We start from the raw sequence: 26,678 nt of genomic DNA, 5'->3' as shown, positions 1-26,678 counted from the left end.
CCTACATATCCCCAGGTGGAATGTGTAGACACAGTACCGTTTTTGCATTGTGAGCTAGGAGCAGCAAATCTGATGCCGGCTCTGATCACTTGGCAAGCTGGCCGTTCACGGCGCTCTGGCATTTCACGGCATTTCACAGGACTTTGGCAGGCCACGCCAGTCCACGGCAGTTCACGGTATCTCACCCAGCTGTGGTCGAATAACACGTGGTATTTGGCGGTAATGCCGGGTCGGTCCATATACTGGTTGGAACGTAAACGGAAAGGTCTTTGTATGTCCGACAATGGGAACACCTCTAGGCGGGAAAACCGCGGCTCACATGAAAATCGTGGGCGTGGGGGCTATGGAGGTGGAAGCGGTCGTCGTTCGGAGGGCAGCAGGTCTGGAGACGATCGAGGCAATCGGTCCCGCGGCCGTTACCGGGACGGTGGCGACGAGGGCGGCCGGGGAGACCACGGTCGGGGAGACCACGGTCGGCCTAACCGTGGGGGCGGTCGAGAGGACCGTGGACGTAACAACCGTGGGGGCGGTCGCGGAGAGCGTCGTGATGATCGCGTAAGGCACGACCGTTCCAACCCGCGTAGGCAGGGTTACCGGGAAGACCGCATGGCGTTGCGTCTGTCTGAACCCGATCTGATTGATGATATTGACGTAACCGTCTTGGATCCATCCGTGTTGCAGGACCTGAAGGTGTTGTCGAAAGACAACGCCGATCGTGTAGCCAAGCACATGATTATGGCATCCGACCTGCTAGCAGATGACCCACAGTTGGCGCTGCAGCATGCACGTGCGGCTAAGAACCGCGCTGGTCGAGTGAGTGTGGTGCGTGAGACCAACGGTGTGGTTGCTTACCATGCCGGCGAGTGGAAGGAAGCGCTCTCGGAGCTTCGTGCTGCGCGCCGCATGAGTGGTGGCCCGGGGCTTCTCGCAGTGATGGCAGACGCGGAGCGCGGTCTTGGTCGCCCAGAAAAGGCTCTTGAACTGGGACGTACCCCAGAGGTCAACGAACTGGATGAAGAAGGCCGTATTGAGTTGGCTATTGTGCTGGCGGGTGCACGCCACGACCTCGGACAGCATGAGTCTGCGCTGATCACGCTGGAGCGGATGAATCCATCCTTGGACTCCCAGGGTTTTAGCCAGATGCGACTGTCGTATGCGTATGCGGATGCGTTGTTGTCGGTTGGTCGAAAAGACGAAGCCAAAACGTGGTTCAAACACGCAGCGGACCTTGACGTTGAAGCTTTGACGGATGCGGATGAGCGCTTAGAGGAACTGGGGTAGAAGATAAACCGATGGTTCTGCAAGATACGTATGACGCACTGCTGCTTGACCTAGACGGAACGGTTTGGGAGGGCGGGGACGCCATTGAGTACGCTGTCGATGCGATTAACGCTGCTGGGGTGCCGACGGTCTACATCACCAACAATGCGTCCAGGAGTGCCGCTGAAGTCGCGCAGATGCTGCGTGCAATCGGGCTTCAGGCGCAAGATAATGACGTGTTGACCTCCGCACAAGCGGCGCTCGGGTTGGCGGAAGAACACCTCAGCCAAGGTGATCCCGTCCTGGTCTTGGGTGCGCCATCGTTTCGTGAGCTGGTGGCCAATGCCGGCTACCAGCTCGTTGATTCTGCAGATGAACACCCTAAGGTTGTTCTGCACGGGCACAACCCGGAAACCGGGTGGCACCAGCTTTCGGAAGCCGCGCTATCAATCGCGCGTGGCGCTGTGTATCTGGCTTCCAACTTAGACACGACGCTACCGATGCAGCGCGGCTTGATGGTTGGCAACGGATCCATGGTTGCGGCTGTGACTTCTGCAACCGGCGTGACACCGCGTGCCGCCGGCAAGCCCGAGCCGGGAATGTTCCTCCAAGCAGCCAGCGCCGTTGGTGCCACACGTCCGCTGGCGGTTGGGGATCGATTGGACACCGACATCGCTGGTGCTGTCGCCGCGGGCATCCCCGCGCTGCACGTGCTCACGGGAGTTTCTGGACCTTTGGCGCTGATTGAGGCGCCAAAGAAACTACGCCCTACATTCATTGCAGAAGACATGCGTGCGCTGACACAAGACGCAGCCCAGCTGAAGCCCTCGGCGCAAGGTGGCTTTGGCGCACGTGTTGACGGGCGCGACATCATCTTGAGCCATGGCAACGAAGGCGCAACCAGTATTCAGGCGCTGCGAACCGTGCTGGAAGTGGCGTGGATGATGGACACCCCACCGGAGCTTGTGCGCCCGAACTCGGATGCTGCAGAAGCCGCTACCGCTAACTGGTGGTAAGCATGACCCCGGAAGATCCTGAGCACCTCCGCCAGGCCTTCGATGAAGTGCTCGCGCAGCCATCCGAGACGCTTGAAGATGAGGTAGAGCGCCTCACACACGCCCATCAGCTGCTGCATAACGCGCTGCAAAACAGCTAGAACAGGAACGAATCATGGCACCTTCACGCCGGCGTTTGGACGCGGAGCTTGTCCGACGAAAGATCGCCCGCTCACGCGAGCAAGCCCAAGGCTGGATTAAGGATGGCCGCGTGGAGGTCAACGGATTCGTCGCCAAGAAGCCAGCGACCATCGTGGAGCCTGAAGCGTCCATCAAGGTCAGTGTTGACCCGGATGATGAGTGGGCGTCACGTGGCGCCCATAAGCTACTGGGTGCGTTGGGGGCGTTTGGGGAGATGGGGTTGAGCGTCGATAAGCAAAAAGCTCTCGATGCTGGTGCATCGACAGGCGGGTTTACCGATGTGCTGCTGGCAAACGGCGCACGCGAGGTGGTCGCGGTGGACGTGGGCTATGGGCAGCTGATCTGGCGGCTGCAGAATGATCCGCGGGTCAAAGTGCTGGACCGGACAAACATTCGTCACCTCACTGCCGAGATGATGGACGGGCCGGCCGATCTGATGGTGGGGGATCTGTCGTTTATCTCTCTGAAGCTGGTTTTACCTGTGATTGTGGAATGCATGGCGGACGGTGCGGACCTTCTGCCCATGGTCAAACCTCAGTTTGAAGTTGGCAAAGACCGTCTTGGCAGTGGCGGAGTCGTGCGCTCCAACGAGCTGCGAGCAGAGGTAACAACGGATGTGGCGCAGTTTGCACAGTCGTTGGGCCTGAGCTTGAGGGGTGTTACGGCATCGCCGCTGCCGGGCCCGAGTGGCAACGTAGAATACTTCCTGTGGTTGGTGAAGGATGCGGGGAAGACCGCACTTGCACCGGAGGCAGTGGCCGAAATGGTGGCCACCGCAGTGAAGGAAGGACCGCAGAATTGACAGACGTGACAACGCAGCGCGAAATCCTGCTTGTGCCGCATTTCTATCGGCCTGACAACATTTCTTCCGCAGCACGTGCGGCGCACTTACTGCAAGATGCTGGCATTCGCGTGCGGCTGCTGGACCAGGGCGAGCCGGGCGCTGAGCAGCCGGTGGATAAGGACCCGGTGCTCAACCAGCTTGTGCGAGTCAAGCCAGGTCCGGAGGCTGCCGCTGGGTGTGAGCTTGTGCTGGTGCTGGGTGGAGACGGGACGTTTCTGCGCGCAGCCGGCGTGGCTCGTGACCAGAACTTGCCGGTGCTGGGCATCAATCTAGGCCACGTTGGGTTTCTGGCAGAAGGAGAAGCCGAAAGCCTTGAGACCGCTATTGCTCAAGTGGTTGAGCGTAACTACACCGTGGAAGACCGCATGACCATTGACGTTCAGGTGCGAAGTGCTGAGGGCGAAGAGATCGGCCGCGGTTGGGCTCTCAATGAGTTGAGTGTGGAAAACATTGACCGTACTCGCGTGCTGGATGCGGTATTGGAGATTGATTTTCGCCCGGTGAGTGCATTTGGGTGTGACGGTGTGTTGGTCTCTACACCAACCGGTTCGACTGCGTATGCGTTTTCCGCCGGTGGCCCAGTTATGTGGCCGGCGCTGGATGCGATTTTGGTGGTGCCGAATAATGCGCACGCCTTGTTTGCGAAGCCGCTGGTGGTCTCGCCACGCTCCACAGTAGCCATTGAGACTGAATCTAATTCGAGTGCGGCTATTGCAGTGATGGATGGGTTTAGGCGCATTGACATGCCTGCCGGTTCGCGCGTGGAGGTTATCCGCGGTTCGCGCCCGGTGCGTTGGGTGAAGCTGGATCGCAAACCCTTTACAGACCGCCTGGTGCGCAAGTTCCAGTTGCCGGTGTCCGGCTGGCGGGGGCCGAGGTACGCGTAGTGCTTGCAGAGATTTCAATCCGTAACCTTGGTGTGATTCCGGAGGCGTCGGCGGAACTGTCGCCGGGCTTGACGGTGCTCACCGGTGAGACTGGTGCGGGCAAAACCATGGTGGTGACGGGCCTTCGCTTATTGACGGGCGGACGCGCCGACGCGTCACGCGTTCGCACCGGTAGTGAGGAAGCCGTGGCAGAGGGTGCTTTTTCCACTGCTGGCCTGCCCGAGGACGTAGCCAAGAGAGTCGCGGAGATTGTTGAAAACGCCGGCGGCAGCGCCGACGAAAACGGCGAGTATGTGGTCTCGCGATCTGTGAAGGCGACGGGTCGTTCGAAGGCGCACCTGGCTGGCAGGACGGTTCCGGCCGCAACGCTTGCAGAGATGGCTGGCCACCTGCTGACTATTCATGGGCAAAATGACCAGCTGCGACTGATGAGCCCGGACGAGCAGCTTGCGGCGTTGGATCGTTTTGACCCAGCGATCGCCCCGCTTGCCCAGGCGTACCGCGAGACCTACCGCGAATGGCGCAAGGTAGTACGCGAGTTGGAGGAGCGCACCCAACACAAACGTGAGCTGGCCCAGGAGGCGGATCGCCTGCGGTTTGCGTTGGATGAGATCGATGCTGTTGATCCGGTGGCGGGCGAAGACACTGAGCTGGCCGCGACGATTCATCGCTTGCAGGACGTTGACGCGCTGCGTGAGGCGGCGGTTAACGCGCTTGCCGCGATTGATGGCGCGGAGGCGGCTGGCGGATTCGGCGCAGATGATGAGGCGGCGTCCACACTCGTCGGCCAAGCCGCGAGCGCACTGGATGGAGCAAGCGATGAGCAGCTCAAAGAGCTGGCAACCCGCTTGTTTGAGGTGAGCAGTGTGCTTTCAGACGTCTCGGCGGAACTCGGCACCTACCTGACCTCATTGCCTGCTGACGCCGACCAACTGGAGACGCTCCTGACCCGCCAACAGGACATCCGCGGGCTGACCCGCAAGTACGCACCTGATGTTGAAGGCGTACTGGCGTGGCGCGCGAAGGCAGCAAAACGCCTGAGCAAGATCGACGTGTCTGAAGAAGCCGTGAACAAACTCAAGCAGCAAGTATCCAAGCTGGAGAAGCAGTTGGCTACGCGGGCGAGGGCGTTAAGTAAAGCCCGTGAAGCTGCAGCAGCCACGCTTGGGGAGGCCGTTTCCGCAGAGCTCCACGGCCTTGCCATGCCGAAGGCGCAGCTGACTGTTCAGGTCACTCGTGCTGGTTACACCGCAACAGGTGCCGACGAGGCGGCAATCTTGTTAGCACCCAATAAGGCACTGGAGCCCAAACCCTTGGCAACAAGCGCCTCCGGTGGCGAGCTGTCACGTGTGATGCTTGCACTTGAAGTGATCCTCGCGGCCACCTCGCATGGGGCGACCATGGTGTTCGATGAGGTCGACGCCGGCGTCGGTGGGCGTGCAGCTGTAGAGATCGGCCGCAGGCTGGCTCGTCTTGCTACCCACAACCAGGTCATCGTGGTTACGCACTTGCCACAGGTGGCGGCGTATGCCGATACGCATCTGCATGTGGCGAAGGATGTGGGGGAGGCGTTGGTGGCCTCTGGCGTAGCGCAATTAAGCGAAGAGTCCCGAATCGAGGAGCTGGCCCGCATGATGGCTGGCCTGGATGATTCCGATACCGGCCGTGCGCACGCCCAGGAGCTGTTTGAGCGCGCGCAGCGTGAGGTGGCGGAAATGCGGGCTTAAGTTCCGCGCGCCTCCCTTAAAACAGGCAGGTCACCGTGCACAATAGCGGCTATGACTGTCTCTACCTCCATCAACGGCACTCTGCGTGACTGTACGTCGCAGGGTAAAGGCATTGGCCGCCTCGGCGAAGGCGATATTGCGTTTGTGGACGCGCCGGATATGACGCGTCGCTTCGCGGAGTTGTTGGTGGCGGCGAAACCTGCGGCGGTGGTCAACGCTGCGCGTTTTACCACGGGCTTGATCCCAAATTATGGTCCGCACGTGCTGCTGGACGCTGGGATTCCGTTATATGAGGCTGCTGGGTCTTCCCTGCGCGGGGTAGTCAAGGACGGCAAGAAGGCCTCTGTGAGCACCTCCGGTGAGATCATGATGGGCAAGAAGCTCATCGGCCAGGCCAGTGCTGTCAGCCGTGAGGATGTGGACGCCATGTTTACGGATGCGCAGCAGGCGCTAGTGGACAACATGGAGGCCTATTTTGGCAACACCATCCAGTTCATCCACTCCGAGGCGCCTTTGCTTATCGACGGTGTGGGCTCGCCCGAACTCGGCGACACCATGGCTGACCGCAAAGTGCTCGTGGTAAGCCAATCCGAAGATATGCGCGAGCGACTCGACGGGCTGAAGTTTTTCATCCGCGAGTTCACGCCTGTGATTATTGGCGTGGGTGCCGCCGCAGACACGTTGACCAAGCTGGGCTATGACATGGAATTCATTGTGGGCGACCCGACAGAGATTTCCAACGAAGCCCTGCGCGGGGATGCAAAGGTGATCCTGCCTGCGGAGACCGACGGTTTTGCCCCCGGTCTTGAGCGCATCCAAGACCTAGGTGTCGGGGCGATGACGTTTCCAGCGGCGACCGATTCGCCGACGGATCTGGCCATTTTATTGGCGATATTCCATGACGCCGAGACAGTGGTTACGGTTGGGCATCCGGTGGAGTTGGACAGCATTTTTACAGATGCCGCAGCCGCTGAGCCGGCTGCCTTGCTGACGCGTCTGAAGGCAGGCCGCAAACTTGTGGATTCCACGGTGATTGAGCACCTCTACGCGACGAACACGGGCGGCGGAGGTGTCGCTTGGGCATGGGCGATTCTGGGGCTTCTGGTGGCTGCTGCCACCGTGGTCTTGATCGTGGGCCTGGGTGGCTCGGAGACGTTTACAACGAACCTGGTAGATACGTGGAACCGCATCGCGCTGGAGATCCAGAGCTGGTTTAAGTAGGAGCTGGGAGACAAGATGGGACAGGCAACTCGTGGCACGGGCCTCGTTGCGGCCGGCATTGGTTGGGGGATCGCTGCAGGCGTGGCGCTGGGCACGCTGTTGATTGCGCCGGCAATCGACGGATCATTGGGTGGTGAATCGGTCACGGCGTCAGAGGCTGGACAGGGAGAGTCAGAGGCGGAAAGCGGTGAGCTTGTTCGTGCCAACGGCCGGGTTGATGAGGCGAACACACTGCTTGCGCAGCATGGCGATGCCATTGTCAGCGGGGTGTTGGACGGCGTGGCAGTTACGATGATCCGTACTGCAACTGCGTCTGAGGAGGATGCTGCGGGCGTGCGCTGGATGGCTAACGCCGCGGGTGCTGCCAATTCTGGTGGCATCCGGCTGACGGAGAAGTTTTTTGAGCGTGATGCTGCTGATGAGTTGAGCAGCGTGATTGCCAATACTTTGCCCGCAGGCGCGACGCTGAGCGTGGACAACTTGGGTCCAGGCACGCACGCTGGCGAGTCGCTGGGGGCGACGCTGACTACGGCAAGTGATGAGGACCGCGCACTGGTACTCGAAGCCCTGACCCAGGCCGGGTTTATTGAGGTCAACGGTGAGGTTGGTGTAGCTGACGTTATTGTTGTGGTCGCCGCCGATGAGTTTGAAGGCGAGGGGTTCACCACGCAACTAGTCGGGGACTTTGCCCAGGGGTTGGCATCAAATGCACGGACCGTTGTTGCCGCCCAGGGCGCTGCGCCGGCGTTGGACGGGGTGGGCTCGCAGGGCAATGTGGATACGGAGGCGGGCCGCGTTCAGGCGGTGCTCTTGCTGGCTGAAGAACCGGCAGAAGACGCAGCAGAGGAGTAGCCCGTGTCGCAACCGCACGAGTATGAGGTAGTTGACTCGCACCTGCTGCATGAAGAGCCGATCATCGCGCTGCGGCGCGACCTCGTGACCATGCCAGGAGGCACAACGGCCCATCGCGAGATTGTGGAGCATTTTGGTGCAGTTGCCGTTGTTGCGCTAGATGACCAGGGCAGGGTGGCGATGGTGGAGCAGTATCGTCACAGCGTCAAGCGTCGCCTGTGGGAGTTGCCTGCTGGTCTTTTGGACTTCTACCAGGAAGACGAGTTGGCCACTGCGCAGCGAGAGCTGCGAGAAGAGGCGGGGTTGGCTGCGGATTCGTGGTCGCTGCTGGTTGATCTGGTGACTTCACCGGGGTTTGCGGAGGAAGCCGTGCGCGTGTTTTTGGCACGTGATCTGCGTGAGGTTGAGCGTCCGGAGGCACAGGACGAGGAAGCCGACATGGGGTTTGCGTGGGTGCCGTTGGATGATGCTCGCGCGATGGTGATGTGCGGTGAGATAGTGAATTCGATTGCGATTGTCGGCATTTTGGCGGCTAGTGAGGTGGTTGCGGGTCGCTCTCAGCCTCGTGAGACGTCGGTTGCCTTTGAGTTACGCCCGAGCTCTCTTGCTTATCGACGCCACGCCGAAGGCATCACCCCCGACATGAAGAACATTGCGCGCTAGTGGTTTCCCCTGCACAGCTTGCTCGAGACTGGCACGTTCATTTGGTGGTGGAGCGTGGTCTTTCTGAAAATACGGTGAGCAACTATGACCGCGACATGAAGCGCTACGTGGCCTGGCTGGAAAACGCTGGCATTGCTGACTTGAATGTTGTCACTGCGGGCCATCTTGAGGCCTACGTGGCGGATTTGCGTCGTGGAAGTGAGACGGTGAAACCGCTGGCTGCCTCCTCTGCAGCCAGAGCACTTGTGGTTGCTCGTGGTCTGCACAAGTTTGGTGTGGCGGAAGGCCTGCTGGCGGGTGATGCCGCGGCAGAGGTGGCGCCGCCGCAGGCCGCCGAGAGGCTCCCGGACACGCTGAGTGTGGATGAGGTTGTGCGGCTGATCGAGTCCTGTTCTCAGGAGACTGCTTTAGGTTTGCGCGACAAGGCGTTATTGGAAACGCTGTATGCCACCGGCGCGCGTGTGAGCGAGGTTTTAGCACTGCACGTGGATGATGTTGTGGACGCACAAGGCGTGCTGGTGGTTACCGGCAAGGGCAATAAGCAGCGCGTGGTAGCACTTGGCTCTCATGCGCAGGCGGCGATTGAGTCCTACCTGGTGCGTGCACGCCCGATGCTGGCGACAGGTAAGTCGCACGCGCTGTTTCTTAATGCCCGGGGCAATGCCTTGTCGCGCCAAAGTGCGTGGACGATTATTAAAGACGCAGCGTCACGCGCCGGCATTGACAAGGACATTTCCCCGCACACGCTGAGGCACTCGTTTGCCACGCACCTGCTTGAAGGCGGCGCTGATGTGCGAACAGTGCAGGAGTTACTGGGACACTCATCTGTGACAACGACACAGATCTACACGCATATTACTGCGGATAACCTACGAGAAGTCTGGGCAGGTGCGCATCCGCGGGCATAGGCGGTAACGTTAGCGCGATGATGCGAAACGTTGCAGTAGGAGCGTGCGTGGCAACGCTAACGCTTTGCCTTCCACTTGCCATGAGTCCAGTTGCAGTAGCACAGCTACCGGAAGGGCTTGACCCGGCGCAGATCAAAGAAATGCTGCCCTCTCAGGTCAGCGTGGCAGCGGGTGAATCGAGCACTGTTGATGTTGGCATTCCCGTCGATGTGAACTACGCAGCTGACGGTTGGGTGGTGAGCTCTAGCGGCACGACCGTAACCGTGCAGGCGCCGAATACGCCGGGTGCAACCGCGGACGTGCCAGCGAGTGCGCTTGGCTACTCAGCGACGATCACTCTGGTAGCCGTAGGCGGCCGCGAGTCCCCAGACGTTGCTCCGGATTCAGGATCGGACGGGGATTCCGAGCAGGATGGCGCCAAACCAGACGCTGGCTCAGACTCAGGCTCGGGCTCGGGTTCTGGCTCTGGCTCGCGCGCACAGCAGCAGGACGGAGCCACGGTAACCCACCCGCCGCGCGAGGCGGCAGCACCCGTGGACACCACGACGGCGAAGAAGTTCTATTTCGAAGGAGAGATCCACGGCAACACCCTCGTGGTCACCGTGCCACTTACGCGCGCTGCGGACTTGGCCAAGTACGCCCGCACGGACCGGGAGGGTGCAAAACTGCGGTATCTGGATGTCAGTGGCCGGGTGATCCAGGGTGTGAAGCGTGATGTGGATATTGCTAGCCGGACGCTCACGTTGACATATCCCGAAGGCGAGACCCCGGACAACCCCTTCATTATGGAAGTGGTTCGTGATGACTCGGTAGCAGAGTTTATTGCCGTGATTACCGCCACGAACGCGCACGTTGAACAAGCAGAGGCGCAGGAAGGTGTTAGCGGCGAGGACGAGGGGGCGAGTGGGAATCCGTATGCGGACGTCGCGAAGCAAAGTCAAGGCTCTGAACATGACTCCGCTGGTGGTAGTGGCGTGCTGGTGCCGGTAATTGTTGGTGGCGTCGGACTGTTAGTGCTGCTTGCGCTGGTATTGACGGTTCTGCGGCGCCGCGGGACTGGGCGCGCGTAAACAGTGGGTGGCCGAGAGGCCGCCCACGATAAATGCCATCGTTGTAAGATGGTGGCGTCAAGTGCACAGGCGGGATAGAGGAAGGACCTGCGATGGCGGAGAAACCGGCAGACGGCGCGTTGTTCGAAGCTGAAGAGCGCACAACGTTCTTGACCGGACGACCCTACCGCGAGTTTGCGGCGCCGAAAGATCTTGACCGCCACGGCCCGGCAAAGATCATCTCGATGGTCAATCAGAAAGGCGGCGTTGGTAAAACCACGTCCACCATCAACCTCGGTGCAGCACTGGTAGAGCAGGGCCGCAAGGTACTTCTGGTAGACCTGGATCCGCAGGGTGCGCTGTCCGCTGGTTTAGGTATTGCGCACGAAGATGAGCAGATTACGGTTTATGACCTGCTCTTCGACAACACCGCCAGCATCCACGCGGCAATCCAGCACTCGAAAGTTTCCGGCCTTGACCTTGTCCCGGCAAATATTGACCTTTCTGCTGCAGAAATCCAGCTGGTCAATGAGGTGGGCCGCGAACACACCTTGGCTCGTGCGCTGCGTCCGGTACGTAATGAATACGACTACATTTTCATTGACTGCGGGCCTTCGCTTGGCCTGCTTACGGTCAACGCGCTTGCTGCCTCCCACGGCGTGATCATCCCGATGGAAGGCGAGTACTACTCCCTTCGCGGTCTTGCGCTGTTGACTGACACGGTGGAAAAAGTGCGAGACCGCATTAATTTCGACCTAGACATTGTCGGCATTTTGGTGACCATGTTTGACCGTCGCACCACTCATGCGCGAGAGGTCATTGAGCGTGTGGTTGAAGTATTCGGGGATCGTGTCTTTGACACGGTAATTACCCGCACTGTCCGCTTCCCGGAAACTTCTGTTGCCGGAGAACCGATTACCACGTGGGCGCCGAGCTCTCAGGGTGCGGAGCAGTACCGGAGCTTGGCGCTCGAGGTTATGGAACGCACTGAGCGGAACTAGCGTGAGCTCGAGCGCGCAGCACCAGGTTGGTGAGCAGCCGGAGATCACCGGCTTTACCTTGGTCCTGAACAACTTCGAGGGACCCTTTGACCTGTTGTTGAACCTTATTCACTCGAAGAAGCTGGACGTGACTGAAGTGGCGCTAGCGGAGGTGACGGATGAGTTCATTGCCTATACCCGCACCCTCGGGCAGACAGCGGAGCTTGATGAGGTCACTGAGTTCCTTGTCATCGCCGCCACCTTGTTGGATCTGAAGGCAGCGCGCTTATTGCCGCGGGGTGAGTCAGACGAAATTGAAGACCTGGAGCTTTTAGAGTCGCGCGACTTGCTCTTTGCCCGTCTGCTGCAGTACCGCGCTTACCAACAAGTAGCGGAGCAATTCCGGGCTTGGCAGGCTACTGCGCAGCGAAGCTATCCCCGTGCGGTGGCTATGGAGGAGCGTTTCGCCGAGCTTCTGCCGCCGGTTGAACTTGGACACACGCCGCAGACTTTTGCGCAGCTTGCAGCGAGCGTGTTTCGCCCCAAGCCGCCGGAGGAGGTGCGCACTGATCACTTGCATGAGGTTGCGGTGTCCGTGCCGCAGCAGGCCGGAAAGGTTTTGGACACGCTGAAGCTTGCGGGGGCGCAGACCTGGTTGTCCTTCACAGCGCTCACGCGAGACTGCACGCGCTCCATGGAGGTCGTTGGGCGTTTTCTCGCGCTTTTAGAGCTGTATAAGGCCCGCGCGGTGGAAACACAGCAGGAAGTTGCCCTTGGCCCATTGGATGTGTCCTGGACCGGCATTGAGGTAGACCCAGCCGTAGTTGCCGCGGGAAACTGGAGCTAAAAGAACCTAAGGAGCGAGGCGATAATTATGGAGATGGTCTCACAGCTGCGTAGTCAGATTGAGTCGATCCTGTTGGTGGTGGATACGCCTGTTGTCGCCGCTGACATCGCAGGTGCATTGGGGGCGAGCGAGGAAGACGTTGAAGAGGTGCTTGTGCAGTGGTCGGAGGAACTGGCCGTGCGCGGCAGCGGCATTGATCTGCGCAGCACTGAGGCGGGTTGGCGTTTATATACCCGCGCGGAGAATGCTGATGCGGTGGAGTCGTTCGTGCTGGATGGCGCGCAGGCCAAGCTCAGTCGTGCGGCTCTTGAAACACTTGCTGTGGTGGCGTATCGCCAGCCGGTAACTCGCGCCCAGGTGTCTGGGGTGCGTGGCGTCAATGTGGATGGCGTGATGCGCACACTTACCTTGCGCGGTTTGTTGGCGGAGGTGGAGCCGGATGATTCTACGGGGGCTCATCGTTACGTCACCACAGAGCTGTTTTTGGAGCTTTTGGGCATTGATTCGCTTTCCCAGCTGCCGGAGTTGGCGCCGCTGTTGCCTGATGTGGACGCGATTGAAGACGCCTGGTAGGCGCCCAACAATCTGGCGGTAGGTAGAAAACGGCAAAACGCTGGTAGGGTGGGCCGCATGACTCGAACCGCTCGCCGAGACGGCACACCGGAGAGGGATAAGAACGAAACGTTCTATATCTCCTACGCAAAGCCGGCTAAGAAACAACACGTACAACGTCCGGAACCTCACCCGTTGGAGGACAACTGGTGGGATGATGATGAAACGAAAACTCGCAAGCAAAACACTTCGGGCGTGCGCCTGCAGAAGGTGCTTGCGCAAGCGGGTGTTGCCTCACGCAGGCATGCTGAGGTGATGATTGCGCAAGGGCGCGTCAACGTCAATGGCAAGCGCGTCACCGTGCAGGGTATGCGCGTGGATCCGGATCGTGATGTTATCCGGGTTGATGGCACCCGTATTAATGTCAATGAGAAGCTTGAGTACTTCGCGTTTAACAAGCCGCGTGGCGTGCACACGACCATGAAGGATGAGTTGGACCGCACGTCTGTGGGCTCGTACCTGTCGGAGCGCACCGCCTCTGGTCAGCGTCTGTTCCACGTGGGCCGCCTGGATGCGGACACGGAGGGATTGCTGCTGCTTACCAACGACGGTGAGCTGGCGAACCGCATGACTCACCCGAAGTACGAGGTGTCCAAGACGTATTTGGCCACCGTGCTGGGTGAGGCAAAGCCCGCCTTAGTCAAGGAGCTCAAAGAGGGCATCATGCTTGACGACGGCCCCGCAAAGGCCGACTACGCCCAAATCGTCGATGTGCACAACGGCCAGTCTTTGATTCGCCTTGAGCTGCATGAGGGCCGCAAGCACATTGTGCGCCGCATGTTGAAGGCAGCGGGATTCCCAGTGCAGCGCCTGGTGCGTACGAAAGTGCACACGGTACAGCTGGGCGATATGAAGCCTGGCTCGATGCGTGCGCTCAACGCTGCTGAGTTGACCTCGCTGTACAACGCGGTGGAGATGTAAAAGGGGAGCGTTATGGGTGATTCTTCTTTGCTTTCGAACACTGCTGATGGCGGTCTGATTTTGGCCGTTGATGGGCCTTCGGGCACCGGCAAGTCCACCACGTGCCGTGCGTTGGCGAAGCGCCTTGCCGCGAAATACGTGGACACGGGTGCTATGTACCGGGTGGCCACGCTGGCTGTGCTTCGTGCTGGCGTGGACCCGCAGGATACGGAAGCGGTGATTGCCGCAACCGCTGATTTGCCGCTGACGGTGTCGGATGACCCGGATTCCACCGAGGTTCTGCTTGGTGGTGAAGACGTCTCCGTTGAGATCCGCGGTCCAGAGGTCACCCGCAACGTGTCGGCGGTGTCTGCGATCCCGCAGGTTCGTGAGAACCTCGTGGCGCTGCAGCGCAAGCTCGCTCGTGATGCGCACCGCGCGATTGTGGAGGGGCGTGACATAGGCACGGTCGTGCTTGTAAACGCCCCAGCGAAGGCCTATTTGACCGCGTCGGCGGAGGTGCGCGCGAAGCGTCGATACGACCAGGATGTGGCGGCCGGCAGGGAGGCTGACTTTGACACGGTGCTTGCGGACGTGCAGCGCCGCGACGAACTGGACTCGTCACGTGCTACCAGCCCTTTGAAACCTGCTGAAGACGCAGAGATCATTGACACTTCAGCGATGACGCTTGATGAAGTGCTGGAAACGCTGATCCAGTTGATTGAAAGGAGTGCCCGATGAGTGATCACAAGCGTGACCACGAGCAGATGCCAGAGACGCAGTTCTTCCAGCCTGGCATTGACGCCTCCGGCTATGACGAGGTGGAGGAGCACTACGTCACCGCTGACGATGCAGAGTTCTACGAGGGCTATGAAGACTTTGATGAGTCCGACTTCGGCGATGCCGATTACGGCGACACCGGCTTAGAAGGCCGAGATGACAACGCTGAGTACACCGACGAAGAGTGGGCTGAGATCGAGCGTGCTTACGGCATCGCGCGGCCTGACATGGTTGAAGAGGCACTGCCGACGGTTGCCATTGTGGGACGTCCCAACGTGGGTAAGTCCTCGTTGGTAAACAGGTTCATTGGGCGCAGGGAAGCCGTAGTGGAGGACCACCCTGGTGTGACTCGTGACAGGGTGAGCTACCTCGCTGACTGGGGCGGGCACCGCTTCTGGGTGCAGGACACCGGCGGTTGGGACCCGGACGCCAAGGGCATTCACGCCGCAATCGCGCGCCAGTCCGAGGCGGCGATGGAAACCGCAGACGTGATCGTCATGGTGGTGGATTCCCACACCGGCATTACGGAAACGGATGCGGTGATGGCGCGTAACCTGCAGCGCTCCGAAGTACCCGTGATTTTGGTGGCAAACAAGTTTGAGTCGGAATCCCAGTGGGGCGACGTCGCGGAATTCTACGGGCTTGGCCTGGGGGACCCGTGGCCGGTATCCGCACTACACGGCCGCGGTGGTGCAGACGTACTTGATGAGATCCTGCGCGTGTTCCCAGAGGTGCCGCGTGCGGCGAACTCCATTACGGACGGTCCGCGCCGTGTGGCCATTGTTGGACGTCCAAACGTGGGTAAGTCCAGCTTGCTCAACAAGCTGAGCAAGTCGGACCGTTCGGTGGTGGACAACGCTTCTGGCACCACGGTGGACCCGGTGGATGAGCTCATTCAGATGGATAAGAACCTGTGGAAGTTCATCGACACCGCGGGTTTGCGCAAGAAGGTGAAGAACGCCCAGGGGCATGAGTACTACGCCTCGCTACGCACCCGCGGCACGATTGACGCTGCCGAGGTGTGCGTGGTGGTCATCGACGCCTCCCAGGAGATTTCCGAGCAGGACCAGCGCGTGATCTCCATGGTGTTGGAAGCAGGCAAGGCCATGGTGATCTGCTTTAACAAGTGGGACCTCATGGATGAGGACCGCCGCTACTACTTCGACCGTGAGTTTGAAGAGCAGATCGGCCACTTGAGCTGGGTGACCAAGATCAACATCTCCGCAGACACGGGCCGTGGTTTGCACCGTCTTGAAGCTGCCATGACGGAGGCCCTGGAGAACTGGGATAAGCGCATCTCCACAGCCCACCTGAATACCTGGCTGCGCGAGGCGATTGCGGCTAACCCGCCGCCGATGAAGAACAACCGCCTGCCCAAGCTGTTGTTCTCCACCATGGCGGCCACTCGACCGCCGACAATCATCCTGTTTACCACGGGATTTTTGGATGCCTCCTACCGCCGCTACCTGGAGCGCAAGTTCCGTGAGCGCTTCGGCTACCACGGCACCCCAATCCGGATCGCGGTGCGTGTGCGCGAGCGCAACCAGAGGAAGCGCTAGCGACGCTCATAAGCGAACGCATCAGTGCGATAGGGCAGCGGCAGCACCTGGCCGGGACTAAACCCTAAACGCTCGTAGAGGTACCAGTGCAGGTTCGTCTCTACCTTGTCGCGGGTGGTGTCGTTGGCGCGCAGCCAGTAGGAGCGGGTGCGCATGAGTGAGATCAATTCTTCCGGCGTCGTTGGCTGTAGCCACTTGGTTCGCAGCTCATCTACAAGCCGCCATTGCTGGCCAACGGTTGGGTAGAACCCTTCGCGGTGCACGTCGCCAGAGTGGCTGATGCGAGAATAGCGCAGCACCCAGGGGTGGGTGACATCGAGCGTGTTCCACACCAACACCAAGCACGCATCCGGTGTAGCCACGCGTGCCGCCTCACGGCTGGCGGCTTCCACGTCGAGCCAGTGCCACGTCTGTGCGCACGTGATCGTGGAAAACTGAGCATCTGCAAACGGCAGCGTCTCGGCGGTTGCGCGGACCACGCCAACACCGGACAGGTGATTCGCCAAAACCTGCGCCATGTCTGGGGAGGGCTCCAGGGCGGTGATGCGGTGAGCGTCGGCAAGCAAAAGCTCTGTCAGCTTGCCTGTGCCGGCGCCGATGTCTAAAAGTTCACCACCGCCGCGCACCAGCGAGCGGACCTCGGTGGGGTAAGACGGCCGGGCATCGTGATACAACGACGCACCGCAGGAAAATGCGCCGGCGGTGAAGGTTCGGGCGGCGTCGTTTTTGAACCCGGGGCCTTGCCTGGAGCTGGGTTTAACCATAGGAGGCAAATCTAGCCGTGTAGCCTTGGAAGCTATGAATAAGGCGGTGCGAATTACGGCGGCGCTTGCGCTGTCGGTGGGGCTGATCAGCGGATCAAGCAACGCGCAGGTGCTGGCAGCCAGTACGGTTACACCCACAACCACAACCAAAGTTCCGGTTCCGGATTCCATGGAACGGAAAGAGCGCCGCATCAAGGCGGGTGGTGAAAAGCGCACCTATTGGGTCTCCGCACCGAAGAATGCCAAAGACCGCGAGCTGCCGCTCATCCTCGCATTCCACGGCAAAACTGACACCGCGAAGAATTTCCTTGAACACAGTGGCCTTGGGCATGCGGACGCCATCGTTGTCGCCCCGGACGGCCTAGGCCAAAAAGATGTATGCGACAACAGGTTCAAGCAAGCCTGGTCGCCTGCCCCCTACGCTGTGACCACGCCGCAGGAGGATTTTGCGCTGGTTGATGCCCTTCTGGCGAAGATGGATAAAGAGTTCAACATTGACCCACAGCGCATCTACATCACTGGATTTTCCAACGGCGGAGGCTTTGTCGCATCGGTGCTTGCGCAGCGTCCGAAGCCGTTTGCTGGGGCGGTGATCGTCTCAGCTGCGGTGCGTAACCCCGAGTCGGAACTGCGCACCGGCCTGCCCGTGCCGCTGCGAATCATTCACGGCGATAAGGACCAACAGGTTCCACTGGAAGGCTACAACCGGCCTACCAATGTGAACGGCTGCAAGGACGGTCCGGGTGATGTGGTGCAGGATATCCGTGACGTGCGTGACGCATTTTTGCTGCGCAGTGGCTCAACGAACGTGTCCTATCACGAGGTAACAGGCATGGGGCACAAGTGGACCCATGATGAGCCGATTGACGTGACCGATGAGGTGCTCGACTTCTTTGACATCCCCAAGCAGGGGTAGTGGCAGGGTTTGCGCTACGCTTTCCACCCGTGCGCAGGGCAAAAAGATTAGCAACCGCCGCGATGGCCTTCCTACTCGCGGCGGGTATGAGTGCATGTTCGCCCCTGCTTAACGACGACCCAACACACACCCCACCAACACTCACCAAAGACGAAACCGCAGACCCTTTGAATGCGGTGCAGCCGTGGAGTCCTGCAAGTGCGGCTACTCGCTCGGTGACGGCGGCTGGTATTGAGCGCAACTACATCATGTCGCTGCCCCCAGGCGCGCGCGAGCGCTCCAGACTTCCCGTGATTTTCGTGTTCCATGGGTACAACGAAAGCGCCGAGACCATCCGCGAGTACTCCGGGATGGATTCTGCCGATGCGATCGTGGTGTATATGGAAGGCATTGATAAGGCTTGGGCACCGGCGCCATATGCGGTGACCACCGGCGAGCAGGATTTGGCGTATGTGGATGCGGTGTATGACCAACTGATCAGTGAGTTTGCCGTGGACCGCTCCCGAGTATTTGCCGCGGGGCTTTCCAACGGTGGTGGGTTCGCCGCCTACGTGGGCTGCCAGCGCCCGCAGGCGTTTACTGCAGTGGCAACGGTGGCCGGCGCGTTCTATGAGAAGGTCTCGGCGGGGTGCTCCGCAATCCCGATGAAACACGTAGATTTTCACGGTACGAGTGATGCGGTGATTCATTACGCCGGGGGAGAGCGCCACAGCACCGTCTACGGCTCCAGTGCGGAGCTGATGGAGGACGCTGCGCGCCGCAGTCGCTGCGACGCTGAGCCGATCATTAGCGCCGTCTCACCGACCATCGTGGAGCACCGATGGACTGGTTGCGACGCCGCCGTCATGCACTACCGCATCGAAGGCGGTCCGCATGTGTGGCCGGGGTCCGTCAAAGACACCTCAGCGACGGTGTCCATCGGTTTTGCCACGCGCCAGATCATGCACTTCTTTGGCGTTTCGCTGCGCTAAATGGGAGGATCCCGGAAAACACTAAACCCCAGCTCACGCTGGGGTTTAGAAGTTTTTGTCGGACTGACAGGATTTGAACCTGCGACCCCCACACCCCCAGTGTGGTGCGCTACCAAACTGCGCCACAGCCCGATGTTGCCAAAAGGGCAACACGAAGAAGATTACAGCACTGTCATCGTGGAATGAAACCAGCAGGTGGTACGGCCAGCCCCCGCACTTACACCCAGCGCCCGGCACCCAGCGCTCGGCGCGGCGTTCAAACGTCCCTTACTTGATCGCCTTGGCCGCTTTCGCTTGGGTGCGGCGCTCCGCAACAGTGGCCTTGCGCACCACGGTTTCCAGCTGGTTTTTGGCCACGTAGCCGTCCACGGTGGACGCGGCGCCGGCGGCGCGCAAGGTCTCGGCCTGTGCATCTGTCAGATCGCCGTACAGGGTGATTTCGCGGGTGAATCCGCCGGTGCCGTTGTGGGTGATTTCCACCCGGACGTCGTCAAGCTGCATGCCCTTGGCTGCCTCCCGGATGGCCTGGGAGCAGCTGACCGCCAGCGCGGACATGTACAGCCCGGTAGACGTCACTCCCTGGCCCTTGCCGCCGGAGTTCTTGGCGCGGTCGGTGGTGATCGCCCGGCCGGAGGTGCGCACCACGTCGCCGTACTTGGTGCCGCGGGCGGTATATGAGATCACGTTGGAGTCACCGGTTTGTTCCGGCGTGAACTCCGGCACAATGTACTGCTGGGCCCAGGAGCCGATAATGTCCGCAGCGCGCTGGGCAGTGCCCTGGCGGGTCAACAGATGGTCCGCCTTGTCCAGTGCCATGAGTGACTTGGGGTAACGGGTGAGGCGGAAGATAGTTTGCGCGTTGTCAATACCAACGGTCACGTCGATCGGGGAATGGACAAGCAACAGCGGCTTGCGTAGCAGGGGCAGGTACGCCTCCGGGTTGGTTACTGCGAGGTCCTCCAAGAATTCGCGAGAGATGATCAGCTCGCGTCCCCCAAGGATGACAGGTACGGAGCCGTTCGCATCAGCTTCCCCGATTTTGTCGGCGTAGTGTAAGACGGAGTGCGCTGGGTCAAACGGTGCGCCGACGGTGGCCACGGCTTTGATCATGTGCTTCAGCTCGGAGCGCGTTGCGGCCTTCAGCGTTGCCGCGCCACCCAGCGAGTGGCCCATGATCAGCTGCGGGGCAGTGAAGTTTTCCTCCATCCACTGCGCAACGGCTATAATGTCGTCGACGTTTTGGCTGAAACTGGTGTCTTTGAACTCGCCGCCGGACTGGCCGAGGCCCGGGAAATCAAAACGCAGCGTGGCAATGCCGTGTTCCGTCAAGCGTTTAGAGATGCGTGACGCTCCGGGAGTGTGGCGTGAACCTGCGAAGCAGTGGGCGAAAATCGCGTATGCCTGCGCAGGAGCATCGGGCCGGTCGATGGTGGCTGCCAGCGGCGTACCGGTTGAAGATGGCACGGTGACGTTCAATGACTGCATGAGTACACAGTAAAGCACGTTGCAGGTTTGGTGTCGGGTGGACTTACCATGGGCAGAACACTTACAGGAAGGACGCATTTCCACATGGGCGCATTTGATTGGTTCTGGAAGGCCATGGGGTCTACCTCCGAGCGCAATAACAAGAAGTCCAAGGGGGTTGTCGCTGCAGCTCAGGGTCTGATCGAGGAGCTTTCTTTGCTTGACGACGCTGCGTTGGCCTCCACCGTGCGCTCCACCGTCAACGGCGGCGATATTGCTGATAAGGCGCGGTTTTTGGCGGGCTTGTCGGTTGCCTCTCAGCGCACGCTCGGCATGACGCCGTTTGAGGTGCAGAACCAGGCTGTACTGCGCTTGCTTGAGGGGGATGTAATCCAGATGGCTACCGGTGAGGGCAAGACGCTGGTGGGCGCTATGGCAGCGACCGGCTATGCCCTGACCGGTAAACGGGTCCATGTGATCACCGTGAATAATTATCTGGCGGGTCGTGATGCTGAGTGGATGCGTCCGCTTGTTGAGTTTTTCGGACTGACGGTTGCGTCGGTAACGGAATCCTCGACGCGGGAGGAGCGCGTGGCGGCGTATGCGAGCGACGTGATTTACGCGCCTGTGACTGAGATCGGCTTCGATCACCTGCGTGACAACCAGATCACGCACCGCTGCCAAACCGTGCAGCTTGATGCCGATGTGGCGTTGGTGGATGAGGCGGACTCCGTGCTTGTAGACGAAGCGCTGGTGCCGCTCGTCCTCGCCGGCTCCGAGGGCACGAAGCAGGCAACGGGGCAAATCACGGCCGCGGTGTCACAGCTGGAGGAGGACAAGGACTACACCATCGACTCGGATGGTCGCAACGTGTTTTTGACCGATGAGGGCGCAGCTAAAGTGGAAAAGCTCCTCGGGATTGACTCGCTGTATTCGGACGAGCACATTGGCACCACCCTGGTGCGGGTGAACCTGGCGCTGCACGCCAAGGCGCTTTTGATCCGCGACGTCCACTACATCGTTGCTGATGGCAAGGTAGCGCTTGTGGACGCCTCGCGTGGCCGCGTCGCTGAGCTGCAGCGCTGGCCAGACGGCCTGCAGGCGGCGGTGGAATCCAAGGAAGGCCTCGACGTGTCCGAGGGCGGCCGCATCCTGGACTCGATTACCTTGCAGGCGCTGATGCGTCGTTACCCCGTGGTGTGCGGAATGACAGGTACCGCGGTTGAGGCTACTGACCAGCTGCGTTCCTTCTACGGGCTGCACGTGTCCGTGATCGACCGGGCCAATGAGCTCGCGCGTTTCGATGAAGCGGATCGCATCTACGCCACCATGGCGGAAAAGAATGCCGCGATCGTGGAAGAGATTGTGCACATCCACGAAACCGGCCAGCCAGTGCTGGTTGGTACGCACGATGTGGCGGAGTCTGAGGAGCTCGCCAAAGCTCTTGAAGCCCGCGGCATTGCGGTCAATGTGTTGAACGCGAAAAACGATGCTGAGGAAGCCCGCATTATCGCTGAGGCCGGCGACACGGGGCGTGTGACTGTGTCCACGCAGATGGCTGGCCGCGGTACTGATATTCGCCTCGGTGGTGCGGATGAACAGGACCACGATGAGGTGGCTCGTCTTGGTGGCTTGGCGGTTATTGGCACTGCACGCCACCGCACGGCGCGTCTGGATAACCAGCTGCGGGGCCGTGCTGGACGACAGGGAGATCCGGGGCTGAGCCTGTTTTTCGTTTCGCTTGAAGATGACATTGTGAACGTCGGCGGCGCCGACGAGCAGATCACCGCACATCCTGCGGAAGACGGCCGCATCGAATCCGGCCGCATCCAGCAGTTCATCGAGCACTGCCAACGCGTTACCGAAGGACAGCTTCTGGAAATCCACTCCCAGACCTGGAAATACAACAAGCTTCTGGCGGATCACCGCGACATCTTGGATGAGCGCCGCGCGGTCCTTTTGGACACTGATACAGCCTGGCGAGAGCTTGCTGAGCGCAACCCCCAGCGTGCCGCGGAGCTCGAGTACCTCCCTGCAGACGTTAAGGAGCAAGCGGCCCGCGACATCATGCTTTTCCACCTAGATCACGAATGGTCGGAGCACCTTGCACTGATGGACGATGTGCGTGAATCCATCCATCTGCGCGCCATTGCCCGCGAAACGCCGATTGATGAGTACCACCGCATCGCTGTGCGCGAATTCAAAGATCTTGCCAACCGTGCTGTGGATCAGGCAGTGGCGACATTTGGCACCGTGACCATTGACCAGAACGGGGCGCATCTGGCTGATGCCGGGTGGAAGCGACCAAGCTCTACGTGGACCTACATGGTGAGTGATAACCCCCTGGCTGGGTCTGGAAATTCGGTTATCTCCGGCATCGGCAACATCTTCCGCTAAGATGAACCGCGACTTATTTTTCTTACTTCCGATTTTTTGGAGGCTCCAATGAGCGAGAACACTGCAACCCCGCAGGCCCAGGTTGAGACGACCTCGGTTTTCCGCGCAGACCTGCTGAAGGAAATGGAAAGCGGGGCAGTACCTGCTCCGGATTCCGCTCCTGGTGCTGACAATCTGCCAGAGGGTGCTGCACTTCTCGTGGTCAAGCGTGGCCCGAATGCGGGTGCGCGTTTCCTGCTGGACCAGGATTGCACCACTGCAGGCCGTCACCCTGAGGCCGACATTTTCTTGGATGATGTGACGGTCTCGCGCCGCCACGCCGAGTTTCGCCGCACGGAGGACGGCTATGAGGTAGTCGACGTGGGCTCGCTTAACGGCACGTACGTTAACCGTGAGCCGCGCAACTCTGAATCTCTGTCCAACGGTGATGAGATTCAGATTGGTAAGTTCCGCCTGGTGTTCATCGTCAGCGAGAGCTAAGGCCACCCGCTTCGCCTCTGGTGCGCAGGGGCGAAAATTTTTCAGACCAACCTTCAACCTCGAGGAAAGATTGAGCATCCAGTGAGCGCTATTCGGAAGACTTCCCCGCAGAACCGAGCCAAGACTGCGAAAACGATGTCTATTGGCGTAGTGCTGGAACGCCTGCGCGTGGAGTTTCCGGACGTTACGGTCTCCAAGATACGTTTCCTTGAGTCTGAGGGGCTGATCACTCCACAGCGCACGGCCTCCGGCTACCGCCGTTTCACGGATGAGGATGTGGAGCGCTTGCGCTTCATCTTGATCACCCAGCGCGACAACTACTTGCCCCTGAAGGTGATCCGTGAGCAGCTTGAAGCGATGGATGCGGGTTCTGTGGCACCGGTTGCGGCTGTTGCTGAGGCTGAGCTGGCACCGTCGTTGCGCTCTTCGGGGCCCAACCTGCTTAGCGACGTCGACGTGGCCACCAAATCTGCCGCCCCCCAGGAGTTTGTGGATGAACTGATCCGCGCAGGCCTCATCGCTCCGAGTGCAGCTGGGCTGTTTGGAGAAGACGACGTACGTATTGTCACCGCAGCACTTGCCCTCGACGGCTTTAGTTTGGACGTGCGCCACCTAAAGACCCTGCGTACAGCGGCTTCCCGCCAGGCGGACCTGATTAACCAGGTTACAGAGCCACTTGCGAAGTCGGGAAAGGCTTCCGGTGTGCAGGAGGCTGAGGAGATGGCGCACCAAATGGCGTCGATTATGGCGACGCTGAGTGCGTCCTTGGTGCAGGCGGAGCTGCGTCAGCAGCGGGCGCGCTCGTGATTGCCGTCAATCTTGTCGGGGTCTACGCAATCGGCCCCGAAGAGTTTCTCTGCGCACTGTTGGAGTGGGAAGAGGAGCAGCGTTATGTTCCTGTTTGGCTCTCTCTTGCAGATGGTGCGGCACTCGCCGCGGCTATCGAAGGGCAGGGGCGCCGCCGTCCTACTGTGCATGACGCCATGACGGAACTAATCACCCGCGCCACCACCGGCATTAACACTATCGCGGTGACCAGCTACTACCAAGGGGTGTTCATCTCGGAGCTTTCGCTTCGCGACGGCACAACGATCGACATGCGCACATCCGACGCGCTACTGCTCGCTGTAGCGTCCGATACGCAGATTCTTGTTGATGAGTCAGTATTACAGCATGCGTCTATGCATTTGAATCCGGCGACGGCGAGGGAATTGTTCGACCTGGATTTGGAAGACGAGCTTGACCAGGCCGAAATAGAGGGCGAGTTTGAGGAGTTTATGCGCGAGCTCGGCCTTGACGGGGGAGACGGGGGTAACAAGGGGGACAAACCCTCAAGTTCTTCTTGAGACTTGTGCGGCGTGTTGCGCATGTGACACTTGACGTTAAGCCTAGGCTGGCATTTAATTAGCACGAGGCCTTATGCCAAACATCATGGGAGTAATTACATGAGCACGAATGACGTTGAGACCGCCGACTTCGCCGAGACTTCGGTCCAGGAGTCCCTCTTCGACATCGGACCGTCCGATGAGGTTGGCTACCGCGTGCCAATCGCATGCCAAGTCGCGGGCATTACCTACCGCCAGCTTGACTACTGGGCACGCACCAACCTGGTGCGCCCGTCTATCCGCGGTGCGAAGGGCTCAGGGTCGCAGCGTCTGTACTCCTTCAAAGACATCTTGGTGCTCAAGATTGTTAAGGGTCTGCTGGATACCGGTATTTCGCTGCAGAACATCCGTCTTGCGGTGGACAAGCTGCGCGACCGCGGCGTGAACGACATCGCCGAAATCACCTTGGTGTCTGACGGTGCGACGGTATACGAGTGCCGCAGCAACGAGGAAATCATCGACCTGCTCAACGGTGGTCAAGGCGTGTTCGGCATTGCTGTTCCGCAGATTATGAAGGATCTCACCGGCACGATCTCCGCGTTCCCGTCCGAGCGTGTCGTTGAGGACGCTGAGCCGGACAACGTTGTCGGCATTGATGAGCTGGCGGCTCGCCGTCAGCGCAAGACTTCCTAAAAGCTCGTTTACGCTCCCGCTGCCTCCCGCACTGCCTGCGGGAGGTTTTCTGCTTCAATCCACGTGCTAGCGATCTCCTTGACTGCAGCATCGGGCTCCTGCGTGCCGACGTGCACGCCAACCACCTCAACCTTCTCACCGGCAGTGTGGCGGATCTGATTCACAAACGCCTCGTGACCAGTCGGGTCGTTGCTAGCGTCAGCGGTACCGGTGGTGATCAAGACGATGCGTACGGGTTTTTCACGCTGCGCCATCTCCGCCACCGCGGCATTGATTGCCTCGCGGGTTTGTGGCACACCACCCGTACCCAACGTGCCCACAACATCAGCGAGGTACTCAGCGTCCTGCGTCATGTCCACGTTGTGGCGATATCCCTGCGTCACCCCGGGACTCAGCGGTGAAGAATAGTTCCACAGCGCCACCTCATGTCCGTCCGCTTGCACGTCACGTGCCGCCTGGCCGACGGCCTCTTGGGCTTGGCCCATAAACGGCGCCATCGCGTCGGAAGTATCCAAGACAAACAGGGTGTTGCGGCCCTCGCTGGTGAGCGCGGCGCCACCATCCGGCAGTGCCGCCGCCCACACCGTCTCTGGGATCAGCGGCTGCGAAACCTGTGAACCATCAGCATCCGAGGCACGCTCGGAGGCGAAACGCGCGAAATCCTGGCCTGCGCGTGCCTGATTTTCGTCCACCGCAGCCGTGCTGTTCAGCGGGATCGCGGCATACTCCACAGCACCGTCGAGTGCCTGGAAGTCTTCGACGCGCTGACTTGCCGACGCCACCGTCAACCCACCGGCTTCAGCGCCAGCTGCACCACCAGCTTCACCACTCGGCGTGACCGTTTGGTCGGTGAGGGCTTGGACGGCTTGCGCGGGGCCGTCGGCAAGCAGGAAGGCCACCACCGCATTTGCTTCCGGGGTATCGGCAGGGAAGACGACACTATCCAGCGAGACCTCACCCTTGCCCGCAACACCAACCTGATCGACATACACAACAGCAGGCTCCGCGACAGCCGAAGAGCGCTGCGCGCGGCTTAGCTCCTCCTGTGTGATGGAAGTAGCCGGGGCCAAGTACACCGCAGCGTCCTCAATTTTGTCCGTAATCACCGGCAAGATGCAGTGCTCACGCACTACAGGCTTCGTCTGCGCATACGCACCGATAAGCTCCTGAGCGATCTGCTCGTTGCTTGTGGCGACTGGCAATGCGAGCTCACCAAGCACGCAGGGTTTTTCCTGCGCAGATGTATCGCTATCATCGCCGCGCTGGCTTAGCGGCCAGGCCACACCGCCAGTGAGGGCCAACACCGCGCACAGCGCCACGATCGCCCCGCCAGAAAGTGAGTAGTTGTTCTTACCGTTGGAATGCCGACCCATAGAGGCCAAT

27 protein-coding genes and 1 tRNA gene are annotated in these 26,678 nt (G+C 60.2%); 24 read left to right on the top strand and 4 right to left on the bottom strand.

Annotation, left to right across the window (positions count from 1 at the left end; genetic code table 11):
* The first annotated feature begins 222 nt into the window (after positions 1 to 222).
* From HMPREF3101_RS02530 to der, 17 genes are all read left to right on the top strand, one after another.
* Positions 223 to 1,281, top strand: a complete 1,059-nt coding sequence (locus tag HMPREF3101_RS02530; protein ID WP_371327063.1) for a tetratricopeptide repeat protein — start codon at positions 223 to 225, stop codon at positions 1,279 to 1,281.
* Positions 1,282 to 1,292: 11 nt separating this feature from the next.
* Positions 1,293 to 2,276: an HAD-IIA family hydrolase gene (locus HMPREF3101_RS02525; RefSeq protein WP_070462330.1), complete on the top strand. Its 984-nt coding sequence runs from the start codon at positions 1,293 to 1,295 to the stop codon at positions 2,274 to 2,276.
* Positions 2,277 to 2,278: 2 nt separating this feature from the next.
* The gene (locus HMPREF3101_RS12010; protein ID WP_168160141.1) at positions 2,279 to 2,416 is read left to right on the top strand and encodes a hypothetical protein; all 138 of its coding nucleotides are present in this window, start codon (positions 2,279 to 2,281) and stop codon (positions 2,414 to 2,416) included.
* Between the two features lie 14 nt (positions 2,417 to 2,430).
* The gene (locus HMPREF3101_RS02520) at positions 2,431 to 3,258 is read left to right on the top strand and encodes a TlyA family RNA methyltransferase (protein ID WP_070462329.1); all 828 of its coding nucleotides are present in this window, start codon (positions 2,431 to 2,433) and stop codon (positions 3,256 to 3,258) included.
* Positions 3,255 to 4,187 (top strand): NAD kinase, encoded by a 933-nt coding sequence (locus HMPREF3101_RS02515; protein ID WP_070462328.1) that lies wholly within the window; start codon positions 3,255 to 3,257, stop codon positions 4,185 to 4,187. The genes HMPREF3101_RS02520 and HMPREF3101_RS02515 overlap by 4 nt, the downstream gene beginning before the upstream one ends.
* Positions 4,187 to 5,914, top strand: a complete 1,728-nt coding sequence (gene recN, locus HMPREF3101_RS02510; protein ID WP_070462327.1) for a DNA repair protein RecN — start codon at positions 4,187 to 4,189, stop codon at positions 5,912 to 5,914. The genes HMPREF3101_RS02515 and recN overlap by 1 nt, the downstream gene beginning before the upstream one ends.
* Before the next feature lie 51 nt (positions 5,915 to 5,965).
* On the top strand, positions 5,966 to 7,135 hold the full coding sequence (gene steA, locus HMPREF3101_RS02505) for a putative cytokinetic ring protein SteA (protein ID WP_141737315.1): 1,170 nt from the start codon (positions 5,966 to 5,968) through the stop codon (positions 7,133 to 7,135).
* A gap of 15 nt (positions 7,136 to 7,150) precedes the next feature.
* Positions 7,151 to 7,987 (top strand): copper transporter, encoded by an 837-nt coding sequence (locus tag HMPREF3101_RS02500; protein WP_070462325.1) that lies wholly within the window; start codon positions 7,151 to 7,153, stop codon positions 7,985 to 7,987.
* Positions 7,988 to 7,990: 3 nt separating this feature from the next.
* On the top strand, positions 7,991 to 8,650 hold the full coding sequence (locus tag HMPREF3101_RS02495; RefSeq protein ID WP_070462324.1) for an NUDIX domain-containing protein: 660 nt from the start codon (positions 7,991 to 7,993) through the stop codon (positions 8,648 to 8,650).
* Positions 8,650 to 9,558 carry a site-specific tyrosine recombinase XerD gene (gene xerD, locus HMPREF3101_RS02490; RefSeq protein WP_070462323.1) on the top strand — a complete coding sequence of 303 codons (909 nt, stop codon included), beginning with the start codon at positions 8,650 to 8,652 and terminating at the stop codon, positions 9,556 to 9,558. The genes HMPREF3101_RS02495 and xerD overlap by 1 nt, the downstream gene beginning before the upstream one ends.
* Before the next feature lie 47 nt (positions 9,559 to 9,605).
* Positions 9,606 to 10,628, top strand: a complete 1,023-nt coding sequence (locus HMPREF3101_RS11850; RefSeq protein ID WP_246816612.1) for a hypothetical protein — start codon at positions 9,606 to 9,608, stop codon at positions 10,626 to 10,628.
* A gap of 92 nt (positions 10,629 to 10,720) precedes the next feature.
* Positions 10,721 to 11,608, top strand: a complete 888-nt coding sequence (locus HMPREF3101_RS02480) for a ParA family protein (protein WP_070462321.1) — start codon at positions 10,721 to 10,723, stop codon at positions 11,606 to 11,608.
* 1 nt (position 11,609) lies between these two features.
* On the top strand, positions 11,610 to 12,434 hold the full coding sequence (locus HMPREF3101_RS02475) for a segregation and condensation protein A (RefSeq protein WP_070462320.1): 825 nt from the start codon (positions 11,610 to 11,612) through the stop codon (positions 12,432 to 12,434).
* Between the two features lie 27 nt (positions 12,435 to 12,461).
* Positions 12,462 to 13,007, top strand: coding sequence for an SMC-Scp complex subunit ScpB (scpB, locus tag HMPREF3101_RS02470; RefSeq protein WP_070462319.1), 546 nt, complete (start codon positions 12,462 to 12,464; stop codon positions 13,005 to 13,007).
* Positions 13,008 to 13,064: 57 nt separating this feature from the next.
* Positions 13,065 to 13,967 (top strand): pseudouridine synthase, encoded by a 903-nt coding sequence (locus HMPREF3101_RS02465; protein WP_070462318.1) that lies wholly within the window; start codon positions 13,065 to 13,067, stop codon positions 13,965 to 13,967.
* A 12-nt stretch (positions 13,968 to 13,979) separates the two neighbouring features.
* Complete coding sequence (cmk, locus tag HMPREF3101_RS02460) at positions 13,980 to 14,687, top strand: (d)CMP kinase (protein ID WP_070462317.1); 708 nt, start codon at positions 13,980 to 13,982, stop codon at positions 14,685 to 14,687.
* Positions 14,684 to 16,285 carry a ribosome biogenesis GTPase Der gene (der, locus tag HMPREF3101_RS02455; protein WP_070462316.1) on the top strand — a complete coding sequence of 534 codons (1,602 nt, stop codon included), beginning with the start codon at positions 14,684 to 14,686 and terminating at the stop codon, positions 16,283 to 16,285. The genes cmk and der overlap by 4 nt, the downstream gene beginning before the upstream one ends.
* Here the strand turns inward: der and HMPREF3101_RS02450 are convergent.
* Positions 16,282 to 17,049: a class I SAM-dependent methyltransferase gene (locus tag HMPREF3101_RS02450; RefSeq protein ID WP_070462315.1), complete on the bottom strand. Its 768-nt coding sequence runs from the start codon at positions 17,047 to 17,049 to the stop codon at positions 16,282 to 16,284. The genes der and HMPREF3101_RS02450 overlap by 4 nt on opposite strands.
* Before the next feature lie 34 nt (positions 17,050 to 17,083).
* On the opposite strand from HMPREF3101_RS02450, the gene HMPREF3101_RS02445 reads away from it, so the two are divergent.
* On the top strand, positions 17,084 to 17,965 hold the full coding sequence (locus HMPREF3101_RS02445; RefSeq protein ID WP_070462314.1) for a CE1 family esterase: 882 nt from the start codon (positions 17,084 to 17,086) through the stop codon (positions 17,963 to 17,965).
* 86 nt (positions 17,966 to 18,051) lie between these two features.
* On the top strand, positions 18,052 to 18,936 hold the full coding sequence (locus HMPREF3101_RS02440) for a CE1 family esterase (protein WP_168160140.1): 885 nt from the start codon (positions 18,052 to 18,054) through the stop codon (positions 18,934 to 18,936).
* A 58-nt stretch (positions 18,937 to 18,994) separates the two neighbouring features.
* On the opposite strand, the gene HMPREF3101_RS02435 is transcribed toward HMPREF3101_RS02440, so the two are convergent.
* Both HMPREF3101_RS02435 and HMPREF3101_RS02430 read right to left on the bottom strand, forming a co-directional pair.
* Positions 18,995 to 19,068: transfer RNA gene (locus tag HMPREF3101_RS02435), tRNA-Pro, on the bottom strand.
* Positions 19,069 to 19,203: 135 nt separating this feature from the next.
* The gene (locus HMPREF3101_RS02430; RefSeq protein WP_083280031.1) at positions 19,204 to 20,421 is read right to left on the bottom strand and encodes a bifunctional alpha/beta hydrolase/OsmC family protein; all 1,218 of its coding nucleotides are present in this window, start codon (positions 20,419 to 20,421) and stop codon (positions 19,204 to 19,206) included.
* A gap of 84 nt (positions 20,422 to 20,505) precedes the next feature.
* On the opposite strand from HMPREF3101_RS02430, the gene secA2 reads away from it, so the two are divergent.
* From secA2 to HMPREF3101_RS02405, 5 genes are all read left to right on the top strand, one after another.
* Positions 20,506 to 22,797 (top strand): accessory Sec system translocase SecA2, encoded by a 2,292-nt coding sequence (secA2, locus tag HMPREF3101_RS02425; RefSeq protein WP_070462313.1) that lies wholly within the window; start codon positions 20,506 to 20,508, stop codon positions 22,795 to 22,797.
* A 48-nt stretch (positions 22,798 to 22,845) separates the two neighbouring features.
* Positions 22,846 to 23,277 carry an oxoglutarate dehydrogenase inhibitor Odhl gene (odhI, locus tag HMPREF3101_RS02420; protein ID WP_070462312.1) on the top strand — a complete coding sequence of 144 codons (432 nt, stop codon included), beginning with the start codon at positions 22,846 to 22,848 and terminating at the stop codon, positions 23,275 to 23,277.
* Positions 23,278 to 23,412: 135 nt separating this feature from the next.
* Positions 23,413 to 24,084 (top strand): transcriptional regulator FtsR, encoded by a 672-nt coding sequence (locus HMPREF3101_RS02415; RefSeq protein ID WP_070462311.1) that lies wholly within the window; start codon positions 23,413 to 23,415, stop codon positions 24,082 to 24,084.
* Positions 24,081 to 24,623, top strand: coding sequence for a bifunctional nuclease domain-containing protein (locus HMPREF3101_RS02410; protein WP_070462310.1), 543 nt, complete (start codon positions 24,081 to 24,083; stop codon positions 24,621 to 24,623). The genes HMPREF3101_RS02415 and HMPREF3101_RS02410 overlap by 4 nt, the downstream gene beginning before the upstream one ends.
* 99 nt (positions 24,624 to 24,722) lie before the next feature.
* Positions 24,723 to 25,295, top strand: coding sequence for a MerR family transcriptional regulator (locus HMPREF3101_RS02405; RefSeq protein WP_070462309.1), 573 nt, complete (start codon positions 24,723 to 24,725; stop codon positions 25,293 to 25,295).
* Between the two features lie 8 nt (positions 25,296 to 25,303).
* On the opposite strand, the gene HMPREF3101_RS02400 is transcribed toward HMPREF3101_RS02405, so the two are convergent.
* The gene (locus HMPREF3101_RS02400) at positions 25,304 to 26,668 is read right to left on the bottom strand and encodes a vWA domain-containing protein (protein ID WP_070462308.1); all 1,365 of its coding nucleotides are present in this window, start codon (positions 26,666 to 26,668) and stop codon (positions 25,304 to 25,306) included.
* Between the last annotated feature and the right edge of the window lie 10 nt (positions 26,669 to 26,678).

It is taken from the genome of Corynebacterium sp. HMSC29G08, from assembly GCF_001806875.1.
In the GTDB taxonomy this organism is placed as follows: Bacteria; Actinomycetota; Actinomycetes; order Mycobacteriales; family Mycobacteriaceae; genus Corynebacterium.
Note: the sequence above shows the minus strand (reverse complement) of the source record. Positions and strands in the feature narration are given on the sequence as shown.